The organism is Sphingomonas sp. UBA978 (assembly GCF_002292295.1).
In the GTDB taxonomy this organism is placed as follows: Bacteria; Pseudomonadota; Alphaproteobacteria; order Sphingomonadales; family Sphingomonadaceae; genus Sphingomonas.
Window position 1 is genome coordinate 233,333 of sequence record NZ_DBBS01000021.1, and the last position, 21,229, is coordinate 254,561.

Below are 21,229 nucleotides of genomic sequence, written 5' to 3' on the forward strand. Positions count from 1 at the left end.
CGCGATGAAGCGCATCGAGAAATGAAGGCCAAGCATCAACGGCTGACGCTGGCGCTGCTCGGCGTCGCGGCGGTGGTCGCCGCGGCGCTGCTCGCCATGTCGGCGCTGAAGGATCAGGCGTCCTTCTTCTACGCGCCCGCGGACGTGCAGCGGCAGGGCCTGCCGCTGGGCCGCGCGGTGCGGCTCGGTGGCATGGTGCAGGCCGGTTCGATCCGCCGCGCGCCCGACGGCGTCACCGTCCATTTCGTCGTTGGCGACGGCATCGCGACCACCCCGGTCACCTTCGCCGGCATCACGCCCGACCTGTTCCGCGAACGCTCCGGCGTGGTCGCGGAGGGGCAGTTCAACCGTGACGGCAGCTTTACCGCGACCAACCTGCTCGCCAAGCACGACGAAAAGTACATGCCGCCCGAACTGGCCGGCAAGATGCACGAAACCAAGACGCTGGAGCCGTGATCGCCGAGGCCGGCCTCGCCGCGCTGTGGTTCGCCGCCGCGCTCGCCGCGCTACAACTGGCGATGGCGGCTTTGGGCCTGTGGCGCGGGCAGGCCGAGCCGGTCGCCGCCGTCCGCCCGATCGCGATCGTCCAGGGCGGCCTCGCCGCCGTCGCGATGGCGGCGCTGATCGCGCTCTTCCTCGCCAGCGACATGTCGGTGCGGCTGGTGGTCGAGAACAGCCACGCGGCCAAGCCGTGGCTCTACAAATTCGCCGGGGCGTGGGGCAATCACGAAGGATCGATGCTGCTGTGGGTGACGATCCTCGGCCTCGCCGGCGGAGCGGTCGCGATCCTCGAACGGCGGCTGCCCGAACGCACGCTGATCGCCACATTGGGCGCGCAGGCTGGGATAGCGCTCGGCTTCTACGCCTTCCTCCTCTTCGCCTCCAACCCCTTCGCCCGGGTCAGCCCCGCGCCCGCCAATGGCCTCGGCCTCAATCCGCTGTTGCAGGACCCGGGTTTGGCCTTCCACCCGCCGACGCTCTACATCGGCTATGTCGGTATCTCGGTCGCCTTCTCCTTCGCGGTCGGCGCGCTGGTGACGCGCGACGTCGGCCCCGCCTTCGCCCGTGCGATGCGGCCGTGGGTGCTGGGGGCGTGGATATTCCTGACGCTCGGCATCACCGCGGGCAGCTATTGGGCCTATTACGAGCTTGGCTGGGGCGGCTGGTGGTTCTGGGACCCGGTCGAGAACGCCTCGCTGATGCCATGGCTGGCGGCGACCGCGCTGCTCCATTCGGTGACGGTGCTCGCCACCCGCGACGGCCTGCGCGCCTGGACGGTGATGCTGGCGGTGGTCGCCTTTTCGATGTCGATGATCGGCACCTTCCTCGTCCGCTCCGGCATCCTTACCAGCGTCCACGCCTTCGCCGTCGATCCCGAACGCGGCGCCTTCATCCTCGCGTTGCTCGCCATCTACATCGGCGGCGCGCTCGCGCTGTTCGCCGCCCGCATCGGCACCGTCCGCGCCGGCACCACCTTCTCCCTCGTCAGCCGCGAGGGCGGGCTGGTCGTCAACAATCTGCTGCTGTCGGTCATCCTCGGCATCGTCCTGATCGGCACGCTCTACCCGCTGGTCGCCGCCGGCTTCGGCGTGCAACTCTCGGTCGGCCCGCCCTTCTTCAACAAGGCGGCCGGCCCGATCGCGCTCGCGCTCGTCGTGGCGATGGCGGTCGGACCGCTGCTGCGCTGGCGACGCGACGATGCCGGCGCGCTGCTCGACCGGCTGATCTGGCCGATCGCCGCGGCCGGCTTCACCGGCGCCGCGCTGGTCGTGCTCGCGCCGCCGGGCGTGCTGCCGCTGTTCGGCCTGTCGCTCGCCGCCGGCCTCGCGGTCGCCAGCGTGTTGCCGCTGGTCGGGCGCAACCTGCGCCGCACGCCGCTGTTCACCTGGGGCATGGTCGTCGCCCATCTGGGGATCGCCGTCAGCCTCGCCGGCATGGCCTGCGACAGCGCCTATACCAGCGAGACTTTGGTCGCCGCCGCCGTCGGCCAGCCGGTCCGCGTCGGCCCCTATGTGGTGAAACTGGACGGCATCAAGCCGGTCGTCGGACAGAATTGGTCGGCGCTCGAGGCGCGGCTCAGCGCCAGCCGCGACGGCGAGACGATGGTTCTGCGCCCGCAGTCGCGCTATTTCTCCGACCCCGTCACCACCACCAGCGAAAGCGCGATCGCGACCGAATGGGACGGCCAGCTCTATACGGTGCTCGGGCAGGCGGACGGGCAGGGGCGCTGGCAGCTGCGCTTGTGGTGGAAGCCGTTCGTGACGCTGATCTGGTTCGGCGGCGTGTTGATAGCGCTCGGCGGGGCGCTGTCGCTGGTCGGCCGCTGGCGCCGCGAACGCCGCATCGCCGCGCGGGAGGCCTACGCATGAGGCGCTGGCTGATCTGGACGCCGCTGGTGCTCTTCGCCCTGCTTTTCGCGATCGTCGCGGGCGGCCTCTTCAAGCCCGCCGATCGCGTCGTCCGCTCGGCGCTGGTCGGCAAGCCGCTGCCCGATTTCACCCTGCCGCCGATCGCGCCGGGCAAGCCGGGCCTGTCGAGCGCCGCCTTCCGGCAGGGGCAGCCGCGCCTGCTCAACATCTTCGCCAGCTGGTGCATCCCCTGCGCCGCCGAATCGCCGCAGCTCGTCCGGCTGAAGGCGATGGGCGTGCCGATCGACGCCATCGCAATCCGCGACACCGCGCCCGCGCTGGTCGACTTCCTGCGCCGCAACGGCGATCCCTACGACCGGATCGGCGACGACCGCCAGAGCGCGGTGCAGCTCGCGCTCGGCTCGTCGGGCGTTCCCGAAAGCTTCGTGATCGACGGCCGCGGTCGCATCGTCCTCCAGCATGTCGGCGATATCCGCGCCGACGATGTCGCAACGATCGCCGCCGCGATCCGGGACGCGAAATGAGGCGGCTGTTGCTCCTGCTCGCGCTCGCTGTGGCGGCACCCGTATCCGCCGATCCGTCGACCCCGCCCGCGGCGCTCGCCTATACGCAATTGCGCGACCCGGCGCAGGAAGCACAGGCGCGCGACCTCATGGCGACCCTGCGCTGCGTCGTCTGCCAGGGCCAGTCGATCGCCGACAGCGACGCCAGCATGGCCGGCGACATGCGCGCGCTGGTGCGCAGTCGCATCGCCGCCGGCGAGACGCCCGAGGCGATCCGCGCGTGGCTGGTCGAACGCTATGGCGATTACGTCACCTATGACCCGCCGTTCGGCGCGGCGACATGGCCGCTGTGGCTGGCTCCGGTCGCGCTGCTGGTGATCGGCGCGCTGATCGCCCGGTCGAGTTTCCGGCGGACGCGGCGCTGATGGGCTGGGTGATGCTCGTCCTGATCGCACTCGCCGCCGCCGCGGCGCTGGTGCTGCTGCGCGTCAACCGGCTGTTGTGGTCGATGGTCGGGTCGGCGCTGATGCTCGGCGCGGCGGGCTATGCGTGGCAGGGTTCGCCGTCGCTGCCGGCGAGCGATGCCCGAGCCGATGCGCAGCGCCTCGCCGACGATCCCTCGCTGATCGATCTGCGCGAACGGATGCTCGGCCGCTTCACCGCCGATTCGGCCTATCTCACCGCCTCCGACGCGATGGCGCGCGCGGGCGACCGGCGTTCCGCGGTCCGCGCGATCCTTGGCGGGCTGAACCGCTATCCGCGCAGCGTCATGCTCTGGACCGGGCTCGGGACGACGCTGGCCGCGCATGACGGCAACGTCCTGTCGCCGCCGGCGCAATTCGCCTTCGATCAGGCGATCCGCGTCGCGCCGCTGCATCCAGCGCCGCATTTCTTTCTGGGTCTCGCCCATATCCGCGCCAACGACTATCGCGCCGCGCGTGGTCAATGGGCCAAGGCGCTTACGCTGTCGCCCGAAGGCGCGTCGTACCGCCGCGACATCGCGCTGCGCCTGCAACTGCTCGACCGCCTGCTTGCCGAGCAGGGCGGGTAAGGCGACGGATCGGCTTCTGTAAAACGTCCCGCCCTCACCGCATCGGCGGCAGGGGCGGGACGCCGGATCACTGACCGCGACCGGTCTTGTCCTGCAGGGCATCGATCCGCTTCGACGCATCCGCCTTGGTCAGCGTGTCGTCGAACGTCTCGCCGGCTTCCTCGCTCAGGGTCTTGAGATAGCTCGCCTGCGCGCCGGTCATCGCCTCGTCGCCGGTGGTCCAGTCGTCCGGGTCCTTCTCGGCGTTCGAAGTCGGGTGCGTTTTGGGGTTCTCGGGTTCGGACATGGTTGAAGCCTTCCTTGGTTCGAAGGCTTCAACCATCGTGTTCCTTATCCGTTCCACGCCTCGTACGGCAGCGACAGGTCGTCGGCGACCGCCTTGAACGCGATCTTGCCCTTGTAGACGTTCAGGCCGTTGGCGAGGTGCGGGTCGGCCTTCATCGCCGCCTCGGCCCCCAGATTGGCGAGCTTCAGCGCGAACGGCAGCGTCGCGTTGTTGAGCGCAAAGGCGGAGGTGCGCGCGACCGCGCCGGGCATGTTGGCGACGCAATAATGGATCACGCCGTCGACCTCGAACACCGGGTCCTCGTGCGTCGTCGCATGGCTCGTCTCGAAACAGCCGCCCTGGTCGATCGCGATATCGACCAGCACCGCGCCGCGCTTCATCGTCCGGACCATCTCGCGCGTCACCAGCTTGGGCGCCGCGGCACCCGGCACCAGCACCGCGCCGATCACCAGATGCGCATTCTTCACCGCCGCCGCGATCGCCGCCTTGCTGGCATAGGCCGTCTTGATCTGGCTGCTGAAGAACATGTCGAGTTCGGCGAGGCGATCGTTCGAGATGTCGTAGATCGTCACGTCGGCGCGCATGCCGACCGCCATCTGTGCCGCATTGACGCCCGAGACGCCGCCGCCGAGGATCGCGACCTTCGCCGGCGCCACGCCCGGCACGCCGCCGAGCAGCACGCCGCGGCCGCCCTGTTCCTTTTCGAGGTAATGCGCGCCGACCTGCACCGACATGCGGCCCGCGACCTCGCTCATCGGCTTGAGCAACGGCAGGCCGCCGCGCGCCGCGGTGACCGTCTCATAGGCGATGCACGTCGCGCCCGACTTCATCAGCCCCTCCGCCTGCGGCTTGTCCGCGGCCAGATGGAGGTAGGTGAACAGCACGTGCCGCGGTTCGAGCAGCGTGATTTCGCTCGGCTGCGGTTCCTTGACCTTCACGATCATGTCGGCGGCGGCGAACACCGCGGCGGGATCGGGCAGGATCGTCGCGCCTGCGTCGATATAATCCTGGTCCTCGAAATCGATGCCGCTGCCGGCCTTCGTCTCGACGACGACCTCGTGGCCCGCCGCGACCAGCTCCGCCACCGACGGCGGCGTCAGACCGACACGATATTCGTGGTTCTTGATTTCCTTGGGAACGCCGATGCGCATGATTATCTCCTCTTCCGCTGCGGGTCATACAGCGTGTCGCGCGGGAGAAGGTCGCAATGTGATCCAGCCGGCGACGTACCGACAGGATATCCTCGCGTCGTATATGCGTGTAGCGCGAAATCCATGCTCGACGCCCTCGACAACCGGATTCTCGCCCAGCTGCTCGCCAATTCCGACCTCACCAGTGCCGAACTGGGCGAGGCGGTCGGCCTGTCGCCCAGCGCGGCGCACCGCCGCGTCGGGTCGCTGAAGGAGCGCGGCTATATCGCCGGTTTCCGCGCGGTGCTGACCAAGGCGGCGCGCGGCAATCCCAGCGTCGTCCTCGTCAACGTCACCCTGCGCGACCAGCGCGAGGAGACGATGGCCGCGTTCGAGCGCGAGATCGCCGAGATTCCCGAAATCCGCGACTGTTTCCTGATGAGCGGCGAGGCGGACTATATGCTGCATGTCGAGGTGCGCCGCGACGACACCTTCGAACGCATCCACCGCGAAACGCTCGCGCGCCTGCCCGGCGTCACCCGGCTCGCCTCGCATTTCGTGATTCGCGAGGTGTTTAGGCGTCCCTGACCGGCACGGAACGGCCGCGCGATCGATGCGGATCAATGGCGTCGGCGTTGCTCCGGTCGTTCAGCCCATGCTAAGGCCCGCGGTTATGGAACAGGTTGGGAACAGCGCCGGTCTTCGCATCATGTCGGATCGGCCGGGCCGCTCGTGAGCGCTCCCGTACCGGCCGCGCTCCCCGCCGTGCGCAGCGAAGAGGGGGATCACGGCCACCACGACGGCATGATCAAGCTGGCGGTCGGTGCGATCGGCATCGTCTTCGGCGACATCGGCACCAGCCCGCTCTACGCGTTTCGCGAAACCTTCGCCGGGCATCACCAGCTCGCGCTCGACCCGCTGCACATCATGGGCGTGCTCAGCCTGATGTTCTGGTCGATGATGATCGTCGTGACGATCAAATACGTCGCGATCATCATGCGCGCCGACAACAAGGGCGAGGGGGGCAGCCTCGCCCTGCTCGCGCTCGTCTCCGGCCGCACCAAGAGCAAGCGCTGGTCGACCGGGATCATCCTGCTCGGTGTCTTCGCGACCTCGCTCTTCTACGGCGATTCGATGATTACCCCCGCGGTTACCGTGCTCAGCGCGGTCGAGGGGCTCGCCGTCGCCGCGCCCGCCTTCGCCGGGTTGGTCCTGCCGATCGTCATCGCGATCCTGATCGCCCTGTTCTGGGTGCAGAAGAGCGGCACGGCACGGATCGGGCTGGTGTTCGGGCCGATCATGCTGGTCTATTTCAGCGTGATCGCCGTGCTCGGCCTCATCAGCGTGGTGCAGACCCCGGAGGTGCTCTGGGCCTTCTCGCCCCACCATGCGGTCGAATTCTTCCTGCTCGATCCGGTCCGCGCCTTTCTGGCACTGGGGTCGGTCGTGCTCGCGGTGACCGGGGCGGAGGCGCTCTATGCCGACATGGGGCATTTCGGCCGCAAGCCGATCGGCCTGTCGTGGCTGGTGTTCGTCCTCCCGGCGCTGATGTGCAACTATCTGGGGCAGGGCGCCCTGTTGTTCCGCGAGGGGCAGGAAGCGCTGCGCAGTCCGTTCTACATGCTCGCGCCCGACAGCCTGCAGCTGCCGCTGGTGATCCTCGCGACGATGGCGGCGATCATCGCCAGCCAGGCGGTGATTTCCGGCGCCTTCTCGGTGACGCAGCAGGCGATCCAGCTCGGCTTCATGCCGCGGCTGCGTATCGAGCATACCAGCGCCGCCACCGCCGGGCAGATCTACATCCCGCTCATCAACTGGATGCTGATGGTGATGGTGATCCTGCTGGTGCTGTTCTTCCGCACCTCGTCCAACCTCACCTCGGCATACGGCATCGCCGTGACCGGCGCGATGTTCATCGATTCGTGCCTGCTCGGGGTCGCGCTGACCCGGCTGTGGAACTGGCCGCTCTACGCCGCCGCGCCGCTGCTGGCGTTGTTCTTCCTCGTCGACGGCGCCTATTTCTCGGCGAACCTCACCAAGGTGCCGGACGGCGGCTGGTTCCCGCTGATGGTCGGCTTCATCATCTTCACCTTCCTGACGACCTGGTCGAAGGGGCGGCAGCTGATGATGGACCGGCTGCGCGAGGCGGCGATGCCGATCAAGGTGTTCATCACGTCTGCCGCCAATTCCGCCAGCCGCGTGCCGGGCACGGCGGTGTTCATGACCTCGACCGCCGATGGCGTGCCGCACGCGCTGCTCCACAACCTCAAGCACAACAAGGTGCTGCACGAGCGCGTCATCCTGCTGACGGTGAAGATCGTCGCCCAGCCCTATTGGCCCGAGGCGGAGCGGGCGACGAACGATGCGATGGGCGAGGGCTTCTACCGCCTCGTCCTGCGCTACGGCTTCATGGAGGAGGTCGACGTGCCCGCCGCCTTGAAGCGCGTCCACGAATGCGGCGCCGACTTCAAGATGATGGACACCAGCTTCTTCCTGTCGCGGCAGACGCTGCTGCCGTCGGAACGGCCCGGCATGATGCTGTGGCGCGAGAAGCTGTTCGCCTGGATGCTGCGCAACGCCGAAAGCGCGATGGAATTCTTTCGCCTGCCCACCAACCGCGTGGTCGAGCTCGGCAGCCAGGTCGAGATTTGAGCGACGCGTCCGGGCCCGCGGCCACCCCTGTGCCGATCCCAGCGCCTATCATCGTCACCGCCGTCTTCGGGCGGCGCGATCAGGGCTGGTTCGACGCGCAGCGTGCCGCGCATTTCCCGCCCGAACGCAACCAGCTCGCCGCGCACCTGACGCTGTTCCACCATCTGCCGCCCTCCGCGGCGGGCGAGCTGAAGCATCGCCTGTCGGCGCTGACGCGCGGCGTGCGGGCGCCCAGAGCGCGCGTCGGCGGCCTGATGTCGCTCGGCCGCGGCGTCGCCTATCGGATCGAATCGCCCGAACTGGTCGCCATCCGCCGCGATCTCGCCGAGGCGTTCACCGGCCTGCTGACCCCGCAGGACGCTGGCGGATGGCGGCCTCACGTCACCATCCAGAACAAGGTGCAGCCGAACATCGCCAAGCTGCTGATGACCGCGCTCGGCCGCGATTTCACACCCTGGGACGTCGAAATCGCCGGCCTGGCGACCTGGTGGTATCGCGGCGGGCCGTGGGAGGCGCTTTCCCGTCACATGTTCGCTTGACGGACGCCGCATCCCCCACTTATAGGCGCGCCCTCACACGGCGGGGCGGAGTAGCTCAGCTGGTTAGAGCACGGGAATCATAATCCTGGGGTCGGGGGTTCAAGTCCCTCCTCCGCTACCATTTTTGGTAGTGCCGCCGTCGTGATCCGAACGATTTGGTAACGCTCGCCGTGCGAGAATCGGGACAGGTCCCGGTCGAGGCGCGACGATGTCGTATCATTTTCCCAACGAGCGCCGTCGTATCGAGCGGCGCGTCCTGCCCGCCACGGGCCATGCCGGACCCGAGCGCCGGCTGGCGCAGCGCCGCGCGACCGAGGTGAAGCTGGTCCGCAAGCCTGAACCGATGCACCGCGGCGTATTATGGGCCGCCGTGCTCATGACGATGGTCCTCGCCGACAGCGTCTTCCTTGAGGGCGCCTATCGCCACATGGCGCTGGACTGGATCTCCGCCTGCGCCGCCAGCGTGCGCGAATGGTCGGCGCACGTCTGGGACTGGGGGCACTAGCCGAACAGGCCCCAGGGGTCGTTCAGCGCCAGCATCGTATCCGCGCGGGCGAGCGCGACCAGCGTCAGGCCATGGGCGCGGGCGTGATCGATCGCGAGGCTGGTGGGCGCGGAGATGCCGACCAGCAGCGGCGTCTTCGACACCAGCGCCTTGTCGACCATCTCGAAACTGATCCGCGACGTCACCAGCGTGAATGCCGCCGGCTCCGCGCCCGCGCGATGACCGATCAGCTTGTCGAGCGCATTGTGACGGCCGACGTCCTCGAACAGCGACAGGATCGCGCCCGCATCGGACGCGGCGGCGGCGGCATGGACCGCGCCCGTCGCCGCATTCAGCCGCTGGTGGTCGCGCAGGTTGGCAAGCGCGGCGAAGATCGCGCCCGGACGCACGGCTGGGCGGGGCGGGCGGCTCGCGACGGGGCGAACGAGCTGTTCGAGGCTGGCGATGCCGCAGAGGCCGCAGCTGGTATCGCTGGTCCGGTGGCGGATGCGATCGCGGATGCGGTCGCGGCAACGGTCGGCGAGCGCGATACGGACGATCCAGCCCGCCGGCGCTTCGAAGGCATCGACGTCGATCACGTCCGCCGGCGTATCCGCCAGTCGCTCGGTCAGCATGAAGCCGGTCGCGAACGCCTCCAGATCGGCGGGCGTCATCATCATCACCGCATAACCCAGCCCGTCGACCTCGATCGCGACCGGCGCCTCGACCGCGATCTCGCGGGTGCCGGGGGCGGTGGTGCCGTCGGGGTAGAGGATGCGCGTGGGTTCGGGGCGGGACGGCGTCATAGCGCCGCCAGATCCTCCGGCGTGTTGACGTTGGCAAGCGGCACCGGCGACGGCAGCGGCAGCGCGCCGATGCTCCGCGCCCAGCCCTGCACCGACCGCCGGTCGGACGCGGCGATATGCGCGAGCAATCCGTCCGCCAGCGCCGCGGGCCAATGGCCGAGGATCGGTGCATCGACGCAATAGCTCGGCGCCCGCCGCAGCAATGCGTCGATCAGGCCGGGCGGCAGGCGCGGCATGTCGCAGCCGATGGTCAGCACCGTGTCGAAGCCGTGACGCGCCGCATGGTCCAACGCGCCCGCGATCCCCCCCAACGGCCCAAGGCCGGGGCCGGGCAGGTCGGCGACGCCGCCCGCACGCCCGACGACGATCACCGCATCCACCCGCGCGCCGACGACGTCCCGCGCATGCGCCAGCAGCGCCTTGCCATCGAGCATCGCGACCGCCTTGTCGCTGCCGAAGCGGCTGGACCGGCCGCCGGCGAGGATCGCGCCGAGGATCAGCCTGCCTTCTCCAGCCGCACCGGCACCGACTTCGCCGCCGGCACATGGCTCTGTTCGGCCTTGTGGGTGACGGGGATCAGCACGTTGCACTCCGGATAATAGCCGCCGACGCAGCCGCGCGGGATGTCGTACGGCACCACCAGCAGCTTGGCGACGCGGCGGTCGGCATTGGCACCGGCATCGCCGACCATATCGACATGGTCATGCTCGGCGAGGCCCATCTCGGCCATGTCGGCGCGGTTCATCAGCACCACGTCGCGGGTGCCCTTGATGCCGCGGAAACGGTCGTGATAGCCGTAGACGGTGGTGTTGAACTGGTCGTTCGAACGCAGCGTCATCAGCCGGAACCGGCCCGGCGCCTCGGCGAAGCCGGTGGCGTTCAGCGCGGTCGGCACGTTGAATTCCGCCCGGCCGCTCTCGGTTTCCCATTCGCGATGCGCCGCCGGCACACCCTTCCAGAACCCGCCCGGCGTCCACATCCGTTCGTTGAACCGGTCGAACTTGTCGGGATAGGTCGCCTCGATCGCGTCGCGCACCAGCCCGTAATCGCCGACCCATGCGTCCCAGTCGACTTTGGGATTGGGCGCCAGCGTCGCCTTGGCGATCCCCGCGACGATCGCGGGTTCGGACAGCAGGGTATCCGCCGCCGGCGTCGCCCGGCCGCGCGATCCGTAGATGCGGCTGAAGCTGTCCTCCATCGTCACCGCCTGTGCGCCGCCGGCCTGTTCGTCGGTCTCGATCCGGCCGAGGCAGGGCAGCAAATAACAGGTCTTGCCCGGCAACAGGTGCGTGCGGTTGAGCTTGGTCGCGATGCTGACGGTCAGCCCGAGCCGCTGCCACGCCGGCTCGATCGTCGCGGTGTCGGGGACCGCGCGGGCAAGGTTGCCGCCGAGGCCGACGAACGCCTGCGCGCTGCCGTCGATGATATGCTCGCACGCCGCCACCGTGTCCCAACCCTTTTCGCGGGGCGGTTCGAAATCGTACAGCGCCTTCAGCCGGTCGAGCGGCGCAAGCTCGGGCTTTTCGGTGATCCCGACCGTCCGCTGCCCCTGCACGTTGCTGTGGCCGCGCACCGGTCCGAAGCCCGCGCCGGGTTTGCCGACGTTGCCGCGCAGCAGCATCAGGTTCACGAGCGTGTGGATATTGTCGATGCCGTGGACGTGCTGGGTCAGGCCCATACCATAGACGCAGATGACGCGTTCGGCCTTCGCATAGACCGCGCCCGCCGCCTCCAGGTCCTGCCGCGTCAGCCCGCTCTCATGCTCGATCGTCGCCCAGTCGGTCGCGCGGGCCTTGTCGGCGAAGGCCTCGAACCCCGTGGTGTGCCGGGCGATGAAGGCGTGATCGAGGATCGCGGGCGCGCCGATCCGCTGGCACTGGTCGTCCGCCTCGATGACATATTTGCAGATGCCCATCAGCGCGGCGATGTCGCCGCCCGCCTTCACCTGATGATATTGGCTGGCGATCGGGGTCGACTTGCCGGTCGCCATCTCGATCGGATTCTGCGGATCGGTGAAGCGTTCGAGGCCGCGTTCCTTCAGCGGATTGAACACGACGATCTTGACCCCGCGCTTGGCGCAGTCCCGCAACGGGTGGAGGAAGCGCGGGCTGTTGGTCCCGGGGTTCTGCCCGAAATAGAAGATCGCGTCGCAGCTCTCGTAATCCGACAGATGGATCGTGCCGACCGGCGATCCGATCGCCGATTTGAGCCCGACCGAGGTCGTCTCGTGGCACATGTTCGACGAATCGGGCAGGTTGTGGCTGCCGTACATCCGCGCCATCAGCGCCCACATATAGCTCGTCTCGAGGCTGGCACGACCGGAGGCGTAGAAGACCACCTTCGTCGGATCATATTCTTTTAGGTGCGTGCCGATGTCGGCGAACGCCTCGTCCCAGCCGACGGCGACATATTTGTCGGTGGCGGCATCGTATTTCAGCGGATGGGTCAGCCGCCCGGCCTGTTCGAGGTCGAAGTCCTTCCAGCCGCGCAGTTCGGTGACGGTATGCTCGGCGAAGAAGGCCGGGGTGTTGCGATAGTTGGTCAGCTCCCATGCGGTCGCCTTGGCGCCATTCTCGCAGAATTCGGCGATGTGCGGATGCGCGGGCTTTCCCCAGGCGCAGGACACGCACATCACGCCGCCGGGCTTGTTCAGCCGGGTGAGTTCGCGCGCGGTCTCGGGGCCGACCTTCTCGCGAATCGAAATCTCCGCAAGGGACTTCATCGATCCCCAGCCCCCTGCCGCGCCGGTATAGGGCCGGGTATCGATCGTATCTTCGCTCACAATGCGCACCCTTTTCGTTATCGGTCCTGCAACGCTCCGCCGACGGAGCGGTTCAAATCCGCGTCGCGATCTCCTAGATCATGGACCGAATCCCTTCCTGACGACAGGCACCCGTTTCCATGACGACTCACACCACGCGCATGCTCATCCTCGGTTCGGGTCCGGCCGGGCTGTCGGCGGCGATCTATGGCGCGCGCGCGGGGATGGCGCCGATCGTCGTGCAGGGTATCCAGCCGGGCGGCCAGTTGACGACGACGACCGATGTCGAGAATTATCCCGGCTTCGCGGACGTGATCCAGGGGCCGTGGCTGATGGAGCAGATGCAGAAGCAGGCCGAGCATGTCGGCACCCGGCTGATGTGGGACACGATCGTCGACGTCGACCTGTCGCGCCGGCCGTTCCGCCTGACCGGTGACGGCGGCGACGTCTACGAAGGCGACGTGCTCGTCATCGCCACCGGCGCGCAGGCGAAGTGGCTCGGCATCGACAGCGAGGAGGCGATGAAGGGCAAGGGCGTCAGCGCCTGCGCGACCTGCGACGGTTTCTTCTATCGCGGCAAGAAGGTCGCGGTGATCGGCGGCGGCAACACCGCGGTCGAGGAGGCCCTGTACCTCACCAACCATTCGGACGACGTCACGCTGATCCACCGCCGCGACAGCCTGCGCGCCGAGCGCATTCTGCAGGAGCGGCTGCACGCGCATCCCAACATCACCGTGCTGTGGAACAAGGAAGTCCGCGAATTCGTCGACGGCGGCGGCAATGCCGGTCTGGTCGCGCTCGCGCTCGAGGATACGGTGACCGGCGAGGCGTCGCGGCTCGACGTCGAGGGCGGCTTCGTCGCGATCGGCCATCACCCGGCGACCGAGCTGTTCCGCGGCCATCTCGCGCTCGACGACGACGGCTATATCGCGGTGGAGACGGGATCGACCCGCACCAGCGTGCCGGGCGTGTTCGCGTGTGGCGACGTCGCCGACAAGATCTACCGCCAGGCCGTCACCGCCGCCGGCACCGGCTGCATGGCCGCGCTGGACGCCGAACGCTTCCTCGCCGCGGCGGAGTTCGAGGAAATGGCCGAAGCGGCGGAGTGATCTGCCGTCAGGTCAGGGCGGCCAGCACGGCCTCGTGCAACGCCCGCTGGTCCGCGTCGCGGGCGAAGCTGTGCGATGCCGTCTCGATCTGCGCCGCCGGCAGGTGCCGCGCGGCGGCGGCATAGGCCTGCGCGGTCGCATCGCCGGTCGCGAGGATGACCTGCGCGGCGCCGTCCCATGTCGCGATCGCCTCGACGATCTGCGTGGCGAACGGCTGTTGCGGGTTCTGAGATATCTTGCGCAGGCCCCTGATCGCCTTGCCGATGGCGATCCTGCCGGTCAGCAGCCGCCGCCATGCCGCCGGACTGGTCAGCCGCTGGCGATAGGTGGCCCGGATCGCGGCAGCGGGGGGCAGGTCGTCGGCGTCCGCGATCGTCCACGGGTTGGCGAGCAGCAGTCGGTCGATGCCGGAGGCGCGGCCGTGCACCGCGAGCGTGCTCGCCGCATCGCAATTGCCGAAACCGACCAGCGTCGTGACCTGCGGCGCGTGGCCGCGAAAGGCGGCGACGGCGGCGGCAAGGTCGGGACCGGCGGTCCGGAATCCGTCGTTCCGCCCCGTCGAATCGCCGATCCCGCGCCGGTCGTAGCGAAAGACGGGGTGCCCCTCCGCGGCGACCCGTTCGGCGAGCAGCGTCATGCCGCGATGCGCGCCGCAGCGGATCTCGTTGCCGCCGGACACGATCAGCAGCCCGGTGGGGCCGGGCGCGGTATCGAGCGTGCCGATCAAGGTTTCGCCCTCGCATGGAAAGGCGATCACGCTTCGCATGCTGTGACCCATTCTGCGATATCATCGGCAAGCTGTTGGACCAGAACGGGATCGGTGCCGGGCTCGGCGCGGTGCCATAAAGGCGCGGCGTCGATTCTGCGATCCGCCTTGGCCGGATCGCTGGCGAGGCGGACGACCCGATCGGCGACGCAGGGCGCGGCCGGCAGCGACGACAGCAGCGTCGAGGGCAGGTGGTTGCCCGCGACCTCGACCATGTCGCTGCGCAGCATGCCGTCGCGATCCCCGGTGTTACCGGCCGCGCGCCACGTCCGGTGCAGGTCGCGGAGCAGCGCCTCGCCCGTCTGGGGGCTGAAATGCCACCGGCCGCGATGCGGGGTGGCGTGATCGAGCAGCGCGCCGCTGCGGATGCCGAGCGCATAGGTGCGGCGGTCCGGCGCGACCACGGCGAGCGCCGCGGCCATGCGCGGCAGCGTCAGCCCGGTGAGCGGCGTCACGCTCTCGTTCTGGCCCGGTACGTCGGGCAGCAGGCCGGCGATGCCGCGTGCCGCCAGCGCGCGCAGCAGCGCGACGACGAAGGTGCGGGTGCGGTTGGCCTCCTCGAACAGCGGCAGCGCGGCGACGACCGCGGGGCCGGTGTCGGGGCCGAAGCGCAGCAGCATCTCGCGGCCGCCGCTCCAGTCGTAATGATCGATCCGCGGGGCCATGCCGAAGGCAGGCTAGACGAGCGCCTTGCCTGCGGCAAATTCGGTGAGAGCGCCGAAGGTTTCGAGCATGTCGCCGTCGACCTCGTCGTCCTCGATAAGGATGCCGAGCCGGTCCTCGATCTCGGTCAGCACGCCGGCGACCGCCATCGAATCGAGTTCGGGAAGCGCGCCGAACAGCGGGGTGGCGGGTTCGAAGGCCGCGACGCGTTCCGCGCTGAGGCCGAGCACGTCGGCGAGCACGGCGCGGACGGTCGATTCGACGTTCTGATAGCCTTCGGGAAGCAAAGCGGCGGCCCTGATCGGTTGCGGATCGCGACCCGTTAGAGGCTGGGGCTGCATTCGGCAACGGGGTGGCGCTATGAGGGACGCATGGCGCCGCCCGACCCCCGTCCCGAACCGATCGATCACCTGCTGCGCGGACGCGCCGGCGACCCGGCGCTGATCGAGCGCGTGCGGACGTGGAGCTTCGCCGAACTGGAGGCGGCGGTGGCGAGCGCGGCGGGGTGGCTGGCGGGGCAGGGGCTGGCCCCCGGCGCACGCGTCGCGACCTGGCTGCCCAAGACCGCGCTCGCCTGCGTCCTGCCGCTGGCGGCGGCGCGGGCCGGGCTGGTGCACGTCCCGGTCAACCCCGCGCTGCGCCGCGCGCAGGTCGCCCACATCCTCGACGACAGCGGCGCGGCCTTGCTGGTGACGCAACCCGCCCGGGCCGCGACGCTGGCGCCGGGCGACGTGCCGGAGCGATGCCGCGTGGTCGAGGACGCCGCGGTGCCGCTGGCCGGTCCGGGGCCGGGCGCGTCGGATCACGACCCGCAGGCGCTGGCGGCGATCCTCTACACCTCCGGGTCGACCGGCCGGCCGAAGGGGGTGATGCTCAGCCACGCCAACCTGTGGCTCGGGGCGGTGTCGGTCGCGCATTACCTGCGGATCGCGCCGGAGGATCGCGTGCTCGGCGTGCTGCCGCTGTCGTTCGATTACGGCCAGAACCAGCTCTTCTCGACCTGGTATGCCGGCGCGGCGGTCGCCCCGCTCGATTATCTGACCGCGCGCGACGTGGTGAAGGCGGTCGAGCGGGTGGCTGCGACGACGCTCGCCGGCGTCCCGCCCTTGTGGGTGCAGTTGCTCGAGGCGGACTGGCCGGCGGAGACGGCGGCGCGGCTGCGGCGGCTGACCAATTCCGGCGGCGCGCTGACCGAACGGCTGGTGCGGGGCCTGCGCGCGCGCTTCCCCGCGGCGGATCTGGTGGCGATGTACGGCCTGACCGAGGCGTTCCGCTCGACCTGGCTCGACCCGGCGCTGATCGACGCGCATCCTGACGCGATGGGCCGCGCCATCCCCTTCGCCGAGGTGATGGCGGTCAAGGCGGACGGATCGCGTGCGATCGGCGAACCGGGGGAGCTGGTCCATGCCGGCCCGCTGGTCGCGCAGGGCTATTGGCGCGACCCGGATCGGACCGCCGCGCGCTTCCGCCCCGCGCCCGACTGGTCGGCGAGCGGCGGCATGGCGGTCTGGTCGGGCGACACCGTGATCGAGGGGGCGGACGGGCTGTTCCGCTTCGTCGGCCGCGACGACGAGATGATAAAGAGCGCAGGCAACCGGATTAGCCCGCTTGAGGTGGAGGAAGCGGTGCTGGCAGGTGGGGAAGCGCGCGAGGCGGTGGCGATCGGCGTCGCCGATGCGCGGCTGGGGCAGGCGATCGTCGTGGTGCTGGCGGGCGATCCGGCGGGCGAGGACGCGCTCCGGGCACGGCTGCGCACGCTGCTGCCGAGCTTCATGCAGCCGGCGCGCTACGACTGGCACGCGACGTTGCCGCACAATGCCAACGGCAAGCTCGACCGCGCCGCGATCCGCGACGGGGTGCGCGCATGAAGCCGATGGGGCCGCTGCCCGCCGAATTCGCCGCCCAGTCGGGCATGCTGACGATCGCCGGCACGACCGCGGCGGACTGGGCGACGACGACGCCGGTCTTCGTCTACGACGCGGGGATCGTCGCGGCGCGGGTCAACCGGTTCCGCGCCGCCTTTGCCGGCGTCGACCTTCATTACGCGATCAAGGCCAATCCGCTGGCTGCGCTGCTGGAGCGGGTGGCGCCGATGGTCGACGGGCTCGACGTCGCCTCGGGCGGCGAGCTCGAAAAGGCGCTGGCGGTGAAACCCGCCGCCGCGATCAGCTTCGCCGGGCCGGGCAAGCGCGATGCGGAGCTGATCGGCGCGATCCGCAGCGGCGCCACGCTGAACGTCGAATCCGAAGGCGAGGCGGAGCGCGCGCTGCAGCTGGGCGAGGACCTCGGCGTCGCGCCGCGGCTGGCGGTGCGGGTCAATCCCGATATCGAACTGCGCGGATCGGGGATGAAGATGGGCGGCCGCCCGTCGCCGTTCGGCGTCGATGCGGTGCGCGCTGCGGCGCTGGTGCGGCGCATCGTCGCCGCCGGCGCGGACTGGCGCGGCTTCCACATCTATGCCGGCAGCCAGGCGCTCGATGCGGGCGCGATCGCCGAGACGCAGGCGGCGACGCTGGCGCTGGCGGCGCGGCTGGCGGAGGAGGCGGGGGAGGCGCCGCCCTTGGTCAATCTCGGCGGCGGCTTCGGCGTGCCCTATTTCGCCGGCGACGTGCCGCTCGACGTCGAGCGGGTCGGCGCGGCGCTGGCGGACGCGATCGCGGCGCGCGCGGACGTGCTGCGCGACGCGCGCTTCGCGATCGAGCTCGGCCGTTGGCTGGTCGCCGAGGCGGGCGTCTATCTGACGCGGATCGTCGATCGCAAGCAGAGCCAGGGCGAGACGTTCCTCGTCACCGACGGCGGGCTCAACCACCAATTGGCGGCGTCGGGCAACTTCGGCACCGTGGTGCGCCGCAACTATCCGCTCGCGCTCGCCAGCGACATCGGTGGCGCGGCGGCGGAGACGGTGTCCGTGGTCGGACCGCTCTGCACGCCGCTCGACCGGCTCGGCGACCGCATCGGCCTGCCCGCCGCCGAACCGGGCGACCTGATCGCGGTGTTCCTCGCCGGCGCCTATGGCGCCTCCGCCAGCCCCGCCGGCTTCCTCGGCCACCCGGCCGCGCCGGAGATCGTGGCCGGCTAGGGCGGGATGACATTAAACTGATCCGTCATTGCTTCGCTGCGCTCGCAATGGCGAACATTCGGATCAATCTGATGTCATCCGAGTCTAGGCTGTATCGACGTACAGGGTTCGCGCGGAGGCGCAGAGGCCGCAGAGGTGGTGCGCGCGCAGCACCGAACACGTTTCCCTCAGCGGTGGCGATGACAGGACCACGCCGACGGACGCGACACCTCTCCGCGTCCTCCGCGCCTCCGCGCGACCATCATCCTTTCATCGCAGCGCGCCGCCTCAGTCGATCGTGATCTCCGCGGTCAGCGTCTGCGCCGGCAGGTTCGCCGACATGTCCTGCACCGTCACGATCGTGCCCGGAGGCAGCGCGCCGAGGTGGTAGGTGGTCTCGACCCCCGTCGTGACCTCGCCCGGCCGGCACGCGCCCGCGGTCACCGCCGCGCCGCACAGGGCGCGGGTGGTCGACGGCGGCGCGGCCGGTGCGCCGTTCAGCCGCAGCATGCGCGCGCGGCCGATGCCCTTGCCGCGCACGACCAGCGTCACCGGGCCGCTGTGGCGCCGCGCGGTGGCGTTCTGGCCGGGCGCGATCCGCTCCGCCTGGCTGGCCGAGGTGACGGCGACGATCTGCAGGTCGGTCAGCGGCGGCGCGGACTGGCCCGCGGCGGGCGTGGCGAGGATCGTCAGGGCGAGCGGCAGGATGCGGGGCATCCGCCGATCCTAACGCCTTGTGCCGAGGGGGGAAGGGTTCCCCGGCCGGTCGTGGTGACCAGGCGTTCCTAACGCTATCTTCACCTCTCCCGCCGCATAGCGCGCTGGAAGCCCGTGCCGCGTCCAGGCGCGCCGGGCGGCCAGGAGAAGACTCAATGCGTTCCGGTGTTTCCGTCCGTGTCCTGCTTGCCGTCGGCGCCGCCGCGTCGGTGCTGTCCGGCTGTGCGGGCGGCAGCGGCCGCCCCGCACTGCCGCCCGCCTCCTATGTCGCGAGCAAGGAACAGCCGGGCGAGGAATATGTCATCGGCCCGCTCGACCAGCTCAACATCTTCGTCTGGCGCAACCCGGAATTGTCGGCGAAGATCCAGGTGCGCCCCGACGGCCGCATCACCACGCCGCTCATCAACGACATGCCCGCGGTCGGCAAGACGCCGTCGATGCTCGCCGCCGACATGAAACAGGCGCTCGGCCAATATGTGAAGGACCCGATCGTCTCGGTCATCGTCGAGAATTTCTCGGGCACCTACAGCCAGCAGGTGCGGATCATCGGCGCGACCGAAAAGCCCGCCTCGATCCCGTATCGCGCCAACATGACGCTGCTCGACGCGATGATCGCGGTCGGCGGCCTCAACCAATATGCCGCGGGCAACAAGGCGAAGCTGGTCCGGCACGACCGCGACACCGGCGAACAGCACGAATACAAGCTCCAGATCGCCGACCTGCTGAAGAAGGGCGATTCGAGCGCCAACGTCGGTTTGCAGCCGGGCGACGTCATCATCATCCCCGAATCGATGTTCTGAGGCACCCGCGGATGAACGGCCTCTACGACGAAGCGCGCCTCGCGCTGCATGCGATCTGGACGCGGCGCTGGCTGGCGCTCGCCGTCGCCTGGGGCGTCTGCGTCGCCGGCTGGTTCGTCGTCAGCCAGATGCCGAGCCGTTATGAATCGCGCGCCCGCGTCTTCGTCCAGATGCAATCGATCCTGCCCGCGTCGATGGATGCCCCCGCGCAGACGCAGCAGAAGGACGTCGACACGATCCGCCAGACGCTCATCAGCGCGGTGAACCTCGAAAAGGTCGTGCGCGGCACCGACCTCGCGCAGACCGTGTCGAGCGACCGCGACGTCGCCGACCGCGTCGCCGGCCTCGCCTCCGCGATCAAGATCGACAGCCAGCAGGACAATCTGTTCCAGATCACCACCACGGCCGCCTCGCCGAAGCTGGCGCGTGCGATAACGCAGAAGCTGATCGACATCTTCGTCGAACAGAATCTGGGCCGCGACCGCAGCCAGACGACGCAGAGCCTCGATTTCCTCAACAAACAGCTCGACCAGCTGCAGAAGCAGCTCGCCGATGCCGACGCCAAGCGGTCGGATTTCCAGACGCGCTATCTCGGCTCGCTGCCCGGCACCGGCTCGGTGAGCGACCGGATGGGGGCGTCGCGCAGCCAGATGGCACAGGTCGACGGCGATCTCGCCGCGGCGCAGTCCAGCCTCGCCGCGGTGCAGGGACAGATGGCGGGCACGCCGCAGACGGTGCCAGGCATGGGCGGCGTCGCCGCCGGGCCGGCGCGCGCCGCACTGAACGCGATCCAGGGCCAGCTCGCCGATGCACGCGCCCGCGGCTATACCGACCAGCATCCCGACGTCGTCGCGTTGAAGCGCCAGCTCGCCGCCGCGCAGGCCGCGGCGAAGGGCGAACCGATGGGCGGCGGCACGGCCGGCACGCCCAACCCGCTGTACCTCTCGCTGCAATCCATGCTCGCCGACAAGCAATCGGCGGTCGCCGCGCTGCGCATGCGCAAGGCGCAGCTGCAGGGCGACCTCGACCAGCTCAACGCCAAATTGTCGGGCGATCCCGAGGTCGCGGCGGAGCAGGGCCAGATCGATCGCGACTATCAGGTGCTGAAGGACCAGTACGACCAGCTGCTCACCCAGCGCCAGCAGATCGCGCTGCGCGGTCAGGCGCAGACGCAGACCGACAACGTCAAATTCTCCGTCATCGACCCGCCGACGATGCCGCGCGCGCCGACCGCGCCCAACCGCATGCTGTTGCTGACCGGCGTGCTGATCGTCGGGCTGGGCGCCGGCGTCGGCGCGGCCTTCGCACTGGGGCAGCTGCGCGCGACCTTCGCGACCGGTCCGCGGCTGGAAAAGGCGACGGGCATGCCGGTGATCGGCTCGATCGGCGAGGTGGTGACGCGCATCCAGGCGGACCAGCGCGCGAAGCGGCTGAAGCTGTTCCTCGGCGGGGCTGCGGGCCTCGCCGCCGCTTATGTGCTGCTGCTGGGCGTCGAAGTGCTCCAGCGCGGCATGGCGGCGTGAGCGCGGGGGAGG

23 protein-coding genes and 1 tRNA gene are annotated in these 21,229 nt (G+C 69.6%); 15 read left to right on the forward strand and 9 right to left on the reverse strand.

From position 1 onward, the window contains the following. The first annotated feature begins 21 nt into the window (after window positions 1-21). From ccmE to B2515_RS16145, 5 genes are read left to right on the forward strand one after another with little or no spacing between them, the layout of a single operon-like run. Complete coding sequence (gene ccmE / locus B2515_RS16125; RefSeq protein WP_293878078.1) at window positions 22-456, forward strand: cytochrome c maturation protein CcmE; 435 nt, start codon at window positions 22-24, stop codon at window positions 454-456. Further along, a complete protein-coding gene (locus B2515_RS16130; RefSeq protein ID WP_293878080.1) occupies window positions 453-2,369 on the forward strand; it encodes a heme lyase CcmF/NrfE family subunit in 1,917 nt (638 codons plus the stop codon). Before ccmE ends, B2515_RS16130 begins: the two co-directional genes overlap by 4 nt. After that, on the forward strand, window positions 2,366-2,893 hold the full coding sequence (locus B2515_RS16135; RefSeq protein WP_293878082.1) for a redoxin family protein: 528 nt from the start codon (window positions 2,366-2,368) through the stop codon (window positions 2,891-2,893). Before B2515_RS16130 ends, B2515_RS16135 begins: the two co-directional genes overlap by 4 nt. Beyond that, window positions 2,890-3,297, forward strand: coding sequence for a cytochrome c-type biogenesis protein (locus B2515_RS16140; RefSeq protein WP_293878084.1), 408 nt, complete (start codon window positions 2,890-2,892; stop codon window positions 3,295-3,297). The genes B2515_RS16135 and B2515_RS16140 overlap by 4 nt, the downstream gene beginning before the upstream one ends. Further along, entirely contained in the window at window positions 3,297-3,923 is a 627-nt protein-coding gene (locus B2515_RS16145; protein ID WP_293878086.1) for a tetratricopeptide repeat protein, read from the forward strand. Before B2515_RS16140 ends, B2515_RS16145 begins: the two co-directional genes overlap by 1 nt. Before the next feature lie 67 nt (window positions 3,924-3,990). Here the strand turns inward: B2515_RS16145 and B2515_RS16150 are convergent, their stop codons facing one another. Continuing rightward, window positions 3,991-4,209 (reverse strand): DUF3072 domain-containing protein, encoded by a 219-nt coding sequence (locus B2515_RS16150; RefSeq protein ID WP_293878088.1) that lies wholly within the window; start codon window positions 4,207-4,209, stop codon window positions 3,991-3,993. A gap of 44 nt (window positions 4,210-4,253) precedes the next feature. Beyond that, window positions 4,254-5,360 (reverse strand): alanine dehydrogenase, encoded by a 1,107-nt coding sequence (gene ald, locus B2515_RS16155; RefSeq protein ID WP_293878090.1) that lies wholly within the window; start codon window positions 5,358-5,360, stop codon window positions 4,254-4,256. Window positions 5,361-5,483: 123 nt separating this feature from the next. Between ald and B2515_RS16160 the strand changes: the two genes are divergently transcribed. The 5 genes from B2515_RS16160 to B2515_RS16180 all read left to right on the forward strand — a co-directional run bounded on the left by B2515_RS16160 (window position 5,484) and on the right by B2515_RS16180 (window position 9,035). Beyond that, window positions 5,484-5,927, forward strand: coding sequence for an Lrp/AsnC family transcriptional regulator (locus B2515_RS16160; protein WP_293878092.1), 444 nt, complete (start codon window positions 5,484-5,486; stop codon window positions 5,925-5,927). Window positions 5,928-6,143: 216 nt separating this feature from the next. Further along, complete coding sequence (locus B2515_RS16165) at window positions 6,144-7,991, forward strand: potassium transporter Kup (protein WP_293878094.1); 1,848 nt, start codon at window positions 6,144-6,146, stop codon at window positions 7,989-7,991. A 29-nt stretch (window positions 7,992-8,020) separates the two neighbouring features. Then, window positions 8,021-8,530, forward strand: coding sequence for a 2'-5' RNA ligase family protein (locus B2515_RS16170; protein ID WP_293878095.1), 510 nt, complete (start codon window positions 8,021-8,023; stop codon window positions 8,528-8,530). Between the two features lie 44 nt (window positions 8,531-8,574). Continuing rightward, window positions 8,575-8,651, forward strand: a tRNA-Met gene (locus tag B2515_RS16175). 87 nt (window positions 8,652-8,738) lie between these two features. Further along, entirely contained in the window at window positions 8,739-9,035 is a 297-nt protein-coding gene (locus B2515_RS16180) for a hypothetical protein (RefSeq protein ID WP_293878096.1), read from the forward strand. Here the strand turns inward: B2515_RS16180 and fdhD are convergent. Genes fdhD through B2515_RS16195 form a run of 3 tightly spaced genes read right to left on the reverse strand, consistent with a single transcriptional unit; the run spans window position 9,032 to window position 12,602 of the window. Beyond that, complete coding sequence (gene fdhD, locus B2515_RS16185) at window positions 9,032-9,820, reverse strand: formate dehydrogenase accessory sulfurtransferase FdhD (protein WP_293878098.1); 789 nt, start codon at window positions 9,818-9,820, stop codon at window positions 9,032-9,034. The two genes, B2515_RS16180 and fdhD, sit on opposite strands and share 4 nt — an antisense overlap. After that, window positions 9,817-10,320: a molybdenum cofactor guanylyltransferase gene (mobA, locus tag B2515_RS16190; protein ID WP_293878504.1), complete on the reverse strand. Its 504-nt coding sequence runs from the start codon at window positions 10,318-10,320 to the stop codon at window positions 9,817-9,819. The genes fdhD and mobA overlap by 4 nt, the downstream gene beginning before the upstream one ends. Next, entirely contained in the window at window positions 10,317-12,602 is a 2,286-nt protein-coding gene (locus B2515_RS16195) for an FdhF/YdeP family oxidoreductase (RefSeq protein WP_293878100.1), read from the reverse strand. The genes mobA and B2515_RS16195 overlap by 4 nt, the downstream gene beginning before the upstream one ends. A 119-nt stretch (window positions 12,603-12,721) precedes the next feature. On the opposite strand from B2515_RS16195, the gene trxB reads away from it, so the two are divergent. After that, entirely contained in the window at window positions 12,722-13,690 is a 969-nt protein-coding gene (gene trxB / locus B2515_RS16200) for a thioredoxin-disulfide reductase (RefSeq protein ID WP_293878102.1), read from the forward strand. Window positions 13,691-13,697: 7 nt separating this feature from the next. Here the strand turns inward: trxB and B2515_RS16205 are convergent, their stop codons facing one another. The 3 genes from B2515_RS16205 to B2515_RS16215 are packed head-to-tail and all read right to left on the reverse strand — an operon-like array spanning window position 13,698 to window position 15,406. Next, window positions 13,698-14,456 carry a hydrolase 1, exosortase A system-associated gene (locus B2515_RS16205; RefSeq protein WP_293878104.1) on the reverse strand — a complete coding sequence of 253 codons (759 nt, stop codon included), beginning with the start codon at window positions 14,454-14,456 and terminating at the stop codon, window positions 13,698-13,700. After that, a complete protein-coding gene (locus B2515_RS16210; protein WP_293878106.1) occupies window positions 14,444-15,121 on the reverse strand; it encodes a hypothetical protein in 678 nt (225 codons plus the stop codon). Before B2515_RS16210 ends, B2515_RS16205 begins: the two co-directional genes overlap by 13 nt. A gap of 12 nt (window positions 15,122-15,133) precedes the next feature. Beyond that, on the reverse strand, window positions 15,134-15,406 hold the full coding sequence (locus B2515_RS16215) for an acyl carrier protein (RefSeq protein ID WP_293878506.1): 273 nt from the start codon (window positions 15,404-15,406) through the stop codon (window positions 15,134-15,136). 84 nt (window positions 15,407-15,490) lie between these two features. Between B2515_RS16215 and B2515_RS16220 the strand changes: the two genes are divergently transcribed. Further along, window positions 15,491-16,987 carry an AMP-binding protein gene (locus tag B2515_RS16220; protein ID WP_293878108.1) on the forward strand — a complete coding sequence of 499 codons (1,497 nt, stop codon included), beginning with the start codon at window positions 15,491-15,493 and terminating at the stop codon, window positions 16,985-16,987. Then, window positions 16,984-18,198 (forward strand): pyridoxal-dependent decarboxylase, exosortase A system-associated, encoded by a 1,215-nt coding sequence (locus B2515_RS16225; RefSeq protein WP_293878110.1) that lies wholly within the window; start codon window positions 16,984-16,986, stop codon window positions 18,196-18,198. Before B2515_RS16220 ends, B2515_RS16225 begins: the two co-directional genes overlap by 4 nt. Before the next feature lie 267 nt (window positions 18,199-18,465). On the opposite strand, the gene B2515_RS16230 is transcribed toward B2515_RS16225, so the two are convergent. Next, on the reverse strand, window positions 18,466-18,894 hold the full coding sequence (locus tag B2515_RS16230) for a DUF4879 domain-containing protein (protein ID WP_293878112.1): 429 nt from the start codon (window positions 18,892-18,894) through the stop codon (window positions 18,466-18,468). A gap of 155 nt (window positions 18,895-19,049) precedes the next feature. Here B2515_RS16230 and B2515_RS16235 point away from each other — a divergent pair, with 155 nt between their 5' ends. Continuing rightward, window positions 19,050-19,694: an XrtA/PEP-CTERM system exopolysaccharide export protein gene (locus tag B2515_RS16235; protein WP_293878114.1), complete on the forward strand. Its 645-nt coding sequence runs from the start codon at window positions 19,050-19,052 to the stop codon at window positions 19,692-19,694. A gap of 11 nt (window positions 19,695-19,705) precedes the next feature. After that, window positions 19,706-21,217, forward strand: coding sequence for an XrtA system polysaccharide chain length determinant (locus tag B2515_RS16240; RefSeq protein ID WP_293878116.1), 1,512 nt, complete (start codon window positions 19,706-19,708; stop codon window positions 21,215-21,217). Window positions 21,218-21,229: the final 12 nt, after the last annotated feature.

Bases quoted from the DNA above. Each gene is read 5' to 3' on its own strand.
- B2515_RS16205 (WP_293878104.1), bottom strand. From the start codon at position 14,456: ATGCGAAGCGTGATCGCCTTTCCATGCGAGGGCGAAACCTTGATCGGC.
- trxB (WP_293878102.1), top strand. From the start codon at position 12,722: ATGACGACTCACACCACGCGCATGCTCATCCTCGGTTCGGGTCCGGCC.
- B2515_RS16230 (WP_293878112.1), bottom strand. From the start codon at position 18,894: ATGCCCCGCATCCTGCCGCTCGCCCTGACGATCCTCGCCACGCCCGCC.
- ald (WP_293878090.1), bottom strand. From the start codon at position 5,360: ATGCGCATCGGCGTTCCCAAGGAAATCAAGAACCACGAATATCGTGTC.
- B2515_RS16235 (WP_293878114.1), top strand. From the start codon at position 19,050: ATGCGTTCCGGTGTTTCCGTCCGTGTCCTGCTTGCCGTCGGCGCCGCC.
- B2515_RS16180 (WP_293878096.1), top strand. From the start codon at position 8,739: ATGTCGTATCATTTTCCCAACGAGCGCCGTCGTATCGAGCGGCGCGTC.
- ccmE (WP_293878078.1), top strand. From the start codon at position 22: ATGAAGGCCAAGCATCAACGGCTGACGCTGGCGCTGCTCGGCGTCGCG.
- fdhD (WP_293878098.1), bottom strand. From the start codon at position 9,820: ATGACGCCGTCCCGCCCCGAACCCACGCGCATCCTCTACCCCGACGGC.
- B2515_RS16225 (WP_293878110.1), top strand. From the start codon at position 16,984: ATGAAGCCGATGGGGCCGCTGCCCGCCGAATTCGCCGCCCAGTCGGGC.
- B2515_RS16150 (WP_293878088.1), bottom strand. From the start codon at position 4,209: ATGTCCGAACCCGAGAACCCCAAAACGCACCCGACTTCGAACGCCGAG.
- B2515_RS16165 (WP_293878094.1), top strand. From the start codon at position 6,144: ATGATCAAGCTGGCGGTCGGTGCGATCGGCATCGTCTTCGGCGACATC.
- B2515_RS16240 (WP_293878116.1), top strand. From the start codon at position 19,706: ATGAACGGCCTCTACGACGAAGCGCGCCTCGCGCTGCATGCGATCTGG.
- B2515_RS16135 (WP_293878082.1), top strand. From the start codon at position 2,366: ATGAGGCGCTGGCTGATCTGGACGCCGCTGGTGCTCTTCGCCCTGCTT.
- B2515_RS16140 (WP_293878084.1), top strand. From the start codon at position 2,890: ATGAGGCGGCTGTTGCTCCTGCTCGCGCTCGCTGTGGCGGCACCCGTA.
- B2515_RS16160 (WP_293878092.1), top strand. From the start codon at position 5,484: ATGCTCGACGCCCTCGACAACCGGATTCTCGCCCAGCTGCTCGCCAAT.
- B2515_RS16220 (WP_293878108.1), top strand. From the start codon at position 15,491: ATGGCGCCGCCCGACCCCCGTCCCGAACCGATCGATCACCTGCTGCGC.
- B2515_RS16210 (WP_293878106.1), bottom strand. From the start codon at position 15,121: ATGGCCCCGCGGATCGATCATTACGACTGGAGCGGCGGCCGCGAGATG.
- B2515_RS16145 (WP_293878086.1), top strand. From the start codon at position 3,297: ATGGGCTGGGTGATGCTCGTCCTGATCGCACTCGCCGCCGCCGCGGCG.